The following is a 4,028-nucleotide window of genomic DNA, read 5'->3' as shown; positions in this document are numbered from 1 at the left end:
GCTGGATGAAACTTCGGGGCACATCAATCGAGCGTTCCGTCGTAGGTCCAAAGATCGAAATAGCCGTAGACCGTGCTCTTGAGCGGCAAATCCTTCGGGACGCGCGCCACTGGCCGCCGGTCGAGAGCACAAACATCAAGCCATTCACGACCGCGCGCATCTCGATTGTGCGCTTCCCGCCACCGCGTTTCGCAGGCGGGATCGGCGGCTCGACAAACGCCCATTCCGCGTCCGTCACGTCGCTCGGGTAGCGCAATTTGCTACGATCGTATCGTGCGCGGTTTTCATTCGTCCACATCGGCGGTCTCCGCGAGAATCAGGCCGCCTCTATTGAATCACAAGCGATTCATCCGATTCACCTTGTCTTCGGACCGACACTCAGAGGCGCCCAATGAACGTGAATGTTCTTGAAGCGGGGGCGATTGGCCGACCGAGGGACCGCTTGTCCCATAAATGCATAAGGAACAATGGGCCGAAAGTAAACAGCCCGTCCGCCAGAATCTGGAAGAAATATCCCCGTGTCTGCATGTAGAAGCCGAAGAATACCGGCACGAGCGCGCACCCGGCGATGCGGGCTTCTCGTCCCAGGTGGTTGAGGCGACGGACGAGATGGATGGCGAGACAGAAATACAAAAATGCCAATATGGGCAGTCCAACCCAGCCGAACTGCAGCAACATTTCCACATGCTGCGGCGCGGAGACGCCGGCCTGTTCGACACCCTCGGTGCTGAATCCGCCCAAATAGTGGGCTAGATAATCCGGCCCAGGCTTGTCCTTCCAGATGAAGCTCGGAATGAGACGCGCCATTCCCACGATCCACGGCTTGCCGAAAATGAGCTCGGGCAACGGGTTGGAGGCGGTAAATGAAAACGCATAAAGCGACCCGACCTCTCCGCCAAACGAAAACAGGATGTCCGTCCAGGTCATGCCATCGAGCTTAGCGAGGTCGACGCCTTGGCCGTAGGTCCTGGCCTGGCCCATGGCGTTGCCGCCGAGGATCCCGACAATTGTCCCGACGACAATGTAACTCACCCTGATCTTGATACGGCGCATGAGCAGGAAGCTCGCGGCCACGGTGTAGCCCATGAAGATCAACCGGGTCCGGAAACCCGTTGTCAGCAGTATCAGGCATACGACTACCAGGACTACAAGTGACCGCGCGTTGAAATTCTCCCGAATAAGAACGACGAGTGTGAGCGGTAACAGCATCGTGAAGGACATATTGAGAAAGGAAAAATCGCTCACATCCGCCGTGATGGACGCCGAATAATTCTCGTCCGCCATGAGGTTGAGGCGCCCCAAGGCCACGGTGACTGCAATCCCTGCAGCTGCCGACGCTGCGAGAAACCAGAAAACCGCATCACTCGACCGACGCTCGACCAACCGAGGCCGCGCCGGATCGACGGCTAGGTCGCGGCGTCCAGCTACGCAGGCAGCGTAAGCTCCCAACGCATACAATAGGACTGCGAAATGCGGCCATTCAAGCGTTGTGAGAACCATCCCGAAGTGGGCTTCGTTGTTGCCCGAGAGTGAGATAGCGGGCATGACGAAGAAATAGGTAATGGCGGTCAGCGCCATCATGCTCGGTAGGCACATTGCTCCTAGTACGAACCTTCCCGCGGAAACGACAAAGATTGCTATGAGCAGGACGACCGTCACGATGCCTATTCCTGATGTAACGAGTCCCATACCTACCTCCCACGACTGCCGCACGAGCGGGACCGTCTATCGGCTCCGAGCTGTTCCTTGGCGACGATGACGAGGCGCTCCCTCGGCCTCGTCACTGTAGCGGCCGCCGTGGCTGGCGCTACTCTCCGGAACGATACGCTAACGCGGATGACACAGGGTTCACATCGATCTAGTGTCCGTCTTTGCCACGCTGCCGCAGTATGGTTGAGTAAGCACTCCGCCCACGGAGGATCGAAAGGCGTACCTTCGGCACGGGGAGTGACATAGCGCTTGGAGTGTCGACAAATCTATCCGTTCGTATCCATAGGGCTCCCTGGGGTTCCGGTGCAAACGGCGTGACCGGGACATAATCCGGCTCTGTCGCGAATTTTTCTCACGGGTCGGTTGGGGCTATGATCGCGGGGCTGGGGCAAGGCCGAGCTGATCTGGCGAAAGGGGCCGTGGCGAAGCTTCGAGGCGGTCGAGTTCGCCACGCTCGAATGGATCGACTGGTTCAACAACCGCAGACTGCTCGAGCCGATCGGAAACATTCCGCCGGTAGAAGCCGAAGCGCGCTACTATGCGCAACTCGAGGAGCCCGCCATCGCGGCGTGACTCAGACGAAATGGCCTCCGGCGATCCCGGCGCGGTTCATCTCGTCGGCGCGATCCTGCTCGAGACAAACGATGAATGGGCCGTGCAGCGCGGTCGCTATATGACGCTGGAAACCATCGCGTCTTTGAGCGATGATCCCATCGTCAGGCTGTCCGCTGTGACCGCCTGATCCTGCCGGCCAAAGCCGGAAATCCCAGTGTCCGCCTCGATCCAGCTACACCACGCTCTGGGACACGATCGCTGCCGCGACACTCCCCACGCTCAGCACCGCCCATAACCCCGGCGTCCGGTTCCGCCCTCGGAACGATTATGTCCCGGTCACGCCGTTTGCACCAGAACCGTTTCACGCAGGCGGCTACCTTCGGGGAACGGCCCCCCCCCTCCGAGTTTCCATCTGACCGGCGCCCTCGACGGTTTGCTCTGAGATGGCCACGCCATTCTTGACTGCTATGGCGAATATGAGGCTCGGCGGGAAAACACGCAGCAGTGGCGCCGGAATCAAAGGATCGAATTCGAACATTTCTGTGACATTGAAGCCGCGTTCAAAGAAGGCCTGGTCGAGTGCGGATGGGGTGGTCTCGAATTTCGAAACGGACAGATAGCTCCATGCTCCAGAGCCACTCCATCGGAATCGTCGATCCGCGAGGCGTTGCGCGAATCGAAGCGGAGAATTCGCATGCGGCACGGAAACGATTAAAAAGCCACCTGGTTCGATGACCCGCGCCAATTCATCCAGGCACTGATATGGCCGATCGAGATATTCGATCACGCTAAGGCATATGCAACCCGCGAAATATCCATCTGCATAGGAGAGTCGATCGAGGTCCGCCACCGTTTCGAATTGCGTCAAATCGGAAAGGCCGTATCGCTTAGCGAGGTGCCGGGCGGAGTTTATCATTGGCGTCGATGCGTCGAGACCTGTAAAATGCCTCTCTCGATCAGCCAAGAGGCGCGAGAAAAAGCCGCTGCCGCAGCCAGCATCCAGCCAACGGCCCGGCCGCGCAATCGCCGGCGCGATCTTTCGTCGAAAGAAGTCCACGCGTCGCTGGAAGCCTCCCGAAAGATATTTGTCGTCCCAGGCATCAGCGAGATCGTCGTGGAAGCTCACCGCATTCATAAGTTCGCTTTCGTCGCGATCGCTCAAATGCGCTCCGTGTTCGGCGCTCTGGGTAAGATTTGACACGCTGCGAACTTTCGACAGATAGTACGAGATCATCTCTCTTATACGCGACTTTGTCGGATGTTTCATTTGCATCGCGCGTCTTCCATCTCTACCATATTCTCGTGCAAATATTTCATGAAGCGCGAGAAACGGCGCCAGTATCGGCTGGGTTATCCACCGAGCCGGCATTCCAGATAGCGAGGGCGCAGCTCTCGTTGATGCCGAGACTTCCGAGTCTGAACTTGCCTTTCGGGATCCTGTGCAGGAGCGCAACTCCGGCGATGGTGATCGAAGCGGTTCGGATCCGTTTCAATCGGGGCGCGCCAATTTCGTCTTTCTGATGGAAGGCGACAGCGTAACGCTCCTTCTGGGAGCGTCTGTTGCACACTAACCCCTTATCAGCCCGGTGACAGCGAGCATGGCCAGTACGCCGTTGAATTCGGCGATGACGACAATGGCGATCACGACGTCCGTTTGAAGACGAACAGCTTGGCCTTTTTGGCGAGGTCGATGAGTTCCTTCGACGATCCGCAGCCAGTCAGGGCGCGCATCAGCACGCCGAGGTTGAAGCCTGCGACCTGGA

The 4,028-nt window shown here is 58.4% G+C and carries 2 protein-coding genes and 3 pseudogenes; 2 read left to right on the top strand and 3 right to left on the bottom strand.

All coding sequences use genetic code 11. The features are described from left to right. Positions 1 to 26: 26 nt before the first annotated feature. Both A1351_RS22100 and A1351_RS22095 read right to left on the bottom strand, forming a co-directional pair. Positions 27 to 298, bottom strand: a pseudogene (locus A1351_RS22100) (transposase); the annotation flags it as partial. An 80-nt stretch (positions 299 to 378) separates the two neighbouring features. Then, positions 379 to 1,659, bottom strand: a complete 1,281-nt coding sequence (locus A1351_RS22095) for a hypothetical protein (RefSeq protein ID WP_134188311.1) — start codon at positions 1,657 to 1,659, stop codon at positions 379 to 381. A 432-nt stretch (positions 1,660 to 2,091) separates the two neighbouring features. Between A1351_RS22095 and A1351_RS24180 the strand changes: the two are divergent. Then, positions 2,092 to 2,283, top strand: a pseudogene (locus A1351_RS24180) (IS3 family transposase); the annotation flags it as partial. A 31-nt stretch (positions 2,284 to 2,314) separates the two neighbouring features. Further along, positions 2,315 to 2,452, top strand: a pseudogene (locus A1351_RS24980) (IS256 family transposase); the annotation flags it as partial. 186 nt (positions 2,453 to 2,638) lie between these two features. On the opposite strand, the gene A1351_RS24175 reads toward A1351_RS24980, so the two are convergent. Next, positions 2,639 to 3,538 carry a class I SAM-dependent methyltransferase gene (locus A1351_RS24175; RefSeq protein ID WP_198022881.1) on the bottom strand — a complete coding sequence of 300 codons (900 nt, stop codon included), beginning with the start codon at positions 3,536 to 3,538 and terminating at the stop codon, positions 2,639 to 2,641. Positions 3,539 to 4,028: the final 490 nt, after the last annotated feature.

Source organism: Methylosinus sp. R-45379 (genome assembly GCF_001644125.1).
GTDB lineage: Bacteria > Pseudomonadota > Alphaproteobacteria > Rhizobiales > Beijerinckiaceae > Methylosinus.
Note: the sequence above shows the minus strand (reverse complement) of the source record. Positions and strands in the feature narration are given on the sequence as shown.